At 44.1% G+C, this 3,968-nt stretch carries 5 protein-coding genes; all 5 read right to left on the minus strand.

Annotation, left to right across the window (positions count from 1 at the left end):
- Positions 1–635: NAD(P)H-binding protein (locus AAC033_RS18525; protein ID WP_339740932.1), on the minus strand; the 635-nt coding region annotated here is incomplete at its 3' end.
- Positions 636–640: 5 nt separating this feature from the next.
- The gene (locus tag AAC033_RS18530; RefSeq protein WP_339740934.1) at positions 641–1,702 is read right to left on the minus strand and encodes an NAD-dependent epimerase/dehydratase family protein; all 1,062 of its coding nucleotides are present in this window, start codon (positions 1,700–1,702) and stop codon (positions 641–643) included.
- Positions 1,703–1,767: 65 nt separating this feature from the next.
- Complete coding sequence (locus tag AAC033_RS18535; protein WP_339740937.1) at positions 1,768–2,331, minus strand: TetR/AcrR family transcriptional regulator; 564 nt, start codon at positions 2,329–2,331, stop codon at positions 1,768–1,770.
- An 81-nt stretch (positions 2,332–2,412) separates the two neighbouring features.
- Complete coding sequence (locus AAC033_RS18540) at positions 2,413–2,910, minus strand: isoprenylcysteine carboxylmethyltransferase family protein (RefSeq protein WP_339740940.1); 498 nt, start codon at positions 2,908–2,910, stop codon at positions 2,413–2,415.
- A gap of 1 nt (position 2,911) precedes the next feature.
- Positions 2,912–3,968: 3-oxoacyl-[acyl-carrier-protein] synthase III C-terminal domain-containing protein (locus AAC033_RS18545; protein WP_339740942.1), on the minus strand; the 1,057-nt coding region annotated here is incomplete at its 5' end.

Raw genomic sequence — 3,968 nt, forward strand, 5'->3', positions numbered from 1 at the left:
TCCAGTTCGAAAATCTGATAATTGGGCGTAAGCTCTTCGTTGAAAATGGAACTGATCATGGCTTTGGCTACAGTTTTGGCATGAATGGGACGGTATTCTTTGAAGAAATATTGCGTCAGCCAGCGCGTGACTTTAATTCCGATTTTTTCAGCTGTCCGTTTTTCCTGTCGGTCACCATCTAGGATAGAAGGGCGCAGGATGACAATTCTTTTGAATTCCAGTTCTTTTACGGCCTCATCCAGTTCTCCTTTCATTTTAGAGTAGAAAATTTTGGAATTGGCATCGGCCCCGGCCGATGAAACCAGCACATAATCGGCCACGCCATTTTTGGCAGCGGCCTCAGCAACCTGATACTGGTAGCTATAATCAATCAAAAACTGCTTTTCCTTGCTGCCGGCTTTTTTCAGGGTGGTGCCAAGTGTCGAAAACAATACGTCACCCTTGATGAGCGATGTCCACTGCTTCGTTTGGTCAAAATCTACCGAATGCTCTTCGAGCTTTCCATGTGTTAAGCCGGTTGTTCTGCGGGAGAAAATGCGGATTTGCTCAAACCGGTCGTCGTTTAGGAGCTGTTGCAGCAAATGGCTGCCGACAAGCCCGGTTGCCCCAATGATGTTGGCTGTTAATTTTTTCATGATTGTCATCTTTTGTCGGGGATTAATCCATCGGCAACCAGTTGCTCAAAATGATCAATAACCGTTTTTTCAAATGGAATAAAACTCATTTTTAAATCTTTTTGAATGTAGGAGTTGTCGAACACCACATCGTGTCCCACATTGCGTTCAACGTATTTTCTTGAAAATCCCATGAACGGACCAAGCAGTTTAAATAGCCACTTGGCGAGATGTTTTGTTGGAACGGGATAGGCGGGGTGCATGTCTTTAACAATTTTGGCAATCGCCAGAAAATCCTTTTGGTGAGCTGCTGTTAGGTGACGCCCACTGGCTCCCGGGGTGAACCCGGCTAAAATATGGGCTTTGGCTACGTCGCGAACGTCAACCATGGCATGATCACCTGCCGGAGCCCCGATTTTAAATTTTCCTGAATAGAGTTGGATCATCAGGTCGATGCTTGTCGAGTCGGTTCGTCGGCTGAGCGAGGGACCAAGAATAAAGCCGGGATTGATGACGACCAGGTCCCAGCGGTTTTGTTTTTTTACGATTGTCCAGGCTTCTTTCTCAGCCATTGTTTTGGAGTAAGGGTAAGGTTGATGATTGACTGAACTGGTTGTGTTCCAGTCTGTCTCCGTTAATTTGCCTTTGTTTAACTCGTGAATGTCTGCCGCATCTCCCATCATGGCCACAATGCTCGACGTGAGCACCACCCGTTTTACCGATTTTGAATCGTTGGCCGAAAACAGCACGTTGCGTGTTCCTTGCAGTGCTGGCTGCACCAGCTCCTTGTCGGCATTTTTGATGCCTGAAATTTTGAATGGCGAGGCGGTGTGGATCACCAGCTCGCAGTCGTTCATCGCTTCTTGAAAGGAATGGTCAAGCAGCAGATCTGCTTCGTAAATCGATAGTTGGCCCTGGCTTTCGCTGGCCATGTCGAGCAGATGGTGGTATTTCTGCTGGTTTGCTTTGTTTCTCACAGTCGTGTTTACGTGGAAGCCTTGGTCAAGCAGTTGTTTTACAATCCACGAGGCGAGGTAACCTGTTCCTCCGGTTACCAGTACGGGTTTCTTTTTATCAATTGTAGTCATTGTTTGTTCTATTTTTTCAAGGTTGATTTAATAGCGACTATTTAATCTATTTTCAGTTTGCTTGTTCAGCCTTTCAGGGTGTCCCAGTATAAGGAAAAGGCACTTTCCATGCATTGTTCATCGGTTATCTTCTCAGGATGATTCATCAGATATTTTGTAATTCCATTTAAGGTTCCCTGAATGGCTTCAAACAACAGGTCGATGGCTACGGGCTTTAAAACATCGTTTTCCTGACCTTGTTTTAGTAGATCGTAGATGAACTGAAATCGTTGATGTCCAAGTTCTCGCGTGATGTTGGAGATAAAAGGCGAATTACTGTATTGATCGTAAAATAGCTGGTGCTCGGGGTGATCCACCGCCCAGCGGATGGCATTAAAGAAAATTTTCCGGAGCTTTCCTTTGATCGTTTCCTGTTCTTCCACTTTGTTGGACAGGGACTGAATCAAGACATCCTTGGTTTCCAAGTAGAGCGTGTTAATCAGTTCTTCTTTGGTTTTAAAATGATGAAACAAAGTACCTGTAGCTACGCCAGCTTCCTTCGCAATTTTTGACGTTGGGGTGGCATGAAACCCGTTGGTTACAAATAGACTAAGGGCCGCCTCCAAGATTTGTTGTCTTTTCTCATTCATAATAAATCGACTAATCAGTCTACAAATGTAGCGTGTAATTGTTGATTCTCCAAATCTGGAATCGTGTGATCTTGTCCGTATTCAATCTCTACCTTTCAAAACGCTATTTTCCACCCGGATTCTTACAGTCAGCATGAGCGCATTGAGAAAACTAAACAGGATTGCGGTGTAATACAAATGAAAGGCCAGTGGGATGATTGCGATTTCAGCAATGACCACCAGGTAGTTCGGATGTTTGATAAAAGCATATGGACCTTTTTCAACTAAGGCGAAGTTGGGAATGCGGTATATTTTGGTATTCCAGAATTTCCCAAGTGATAAAACGATCCAGGCTTTAAACGCGATCAGCAAGAGATAGAAAATGATCAGGGGTAAGGAGAAGGAGTTGGGTGAGCGGAACAGATATTCTAAAATGACCGCTAGAATAAATAAGCTGTGTAGCGTCACAATTAGCGGGTAATGCTTTTTACCATGCTCAACAGCGCCATTTTCAAGAAGCCATTTTTCGTTTCTTTTTGACAGCATTAATTCGCCAATGCGCAGCAGGATAACAAAAGCCATGAACCCGATAAAAACCATATCAATTGTTTTTCATTTGAAGTAGCACCATTTCACTTGAAAATCCGGGTCCCATTGAAACCATCAAGCCATATCCATCTTCAAAACCCTCATTGAAAACGCGATCCAAGACATACAGAACCGTTGCACTCGACATGTTCCCATTTTCCTTCATCACCTGTCGCGTGTTTTTCAAAAAGTCGCCTTCAACTTGCAAGGCTTTTTCATAAGCTGCTAAAACTTTTGTGCCACCTGGGTGAAAGATGAAATTCTTTATGTCCGCCAAACTTAATTCGTGTTTTTGCAGAAAGCTGACCACGTCCTGACGAATATTTGCCGAAATAATGTCGGGGATGCTGCGTGAAAACACTACTTTAAAACCGTCGTCAGTGAAATCCCAGCCCATTACATCGAGAGAATCGTAATACAGTTTGCTTTGCGCATCCACAAAGGTAACGGATTTCGAAGTTTTGTTCATGTGCTGATCTCCAGTAATCAGGCAGGCGGCCACACCGTCTGAAAACAAACTGGATCCGATGAAATTACTCTTGCTGAAATCATTTTTCAGAAAGGTTAATGAGCACAATTCAACAGCAACCAGCAAAACCACTGCTTTGGGATTTGCCTTGGCCAAAATATTAGCCTTGCCAAAACCAGCCACTCCTCCGGCACAACCCAGCCCGAAAATTGGTGTGCGGCTTGCGTTGTGGTTCAGTTTCATCTGGTTGATGATCAAAGCATCCAAGCTGGGAGTGGCCAGCCCCGTAGTTGAAATAAATATGATGTCGGTGATTTCATCCTTGTTGCTGTTGGAAAGATCGAGGCATTTTTCAATGGCTTCGATGGAGTATTGCAACGAAAGACTGATGTAGTCGTTGTTCTGTTCCTGAAATGAGCGAGCTGTAGTGTAGTAATCCAAAGGCTTGCAAAAATTGCGTGTTGCGATTTCAGTATTGTCAAAGGCGCTCATCATTCGTTCCACTTGAGGGAAAGCGCGTGCAAATAGCTCTTTTGCTCCATGCTTAACTTTATGCTGTTCGGTTTTGTAAGGGAAATCAATTGTTGAAATGGCTTTTAAT

The sequence above is a fragment of the uncultured Sunxiuqinia sp. genome (assembly GCF_963974515.1).
In the GTDB taxonomy this organism is placed as follows: Bacteria; Bacteroidota; Bacteroidia; order Bacteroidales; family Prolixibacteraceae; genus Sunxiuqinia.

Excerpts from the sequence above, each read along its gene's own strand:
- AAC033_RS18530 (WP_339740934.1), bottom strand. The coding sequence starts at position 1,702 with ATGACTACAATTGATAAAAAGAAACCCGTACTGGTAACCGGAGGAACA.
- AAC033_RS18540 (WP_339740940.1), bottom strand. The coding sequence starts at position 2,910 with ATGGTTTTTATCGGGTTCATGGCTTTTGTTATCCTGCTGCGCATTGGC.
- AAC033_RS18535 (WP_339740937.1), bottom strand. The coding sequence starts at position 2,331 with ATGAATGAGAAAAGACAACAAATCTTGGAGGCGGCCCTTAGTCTATTT.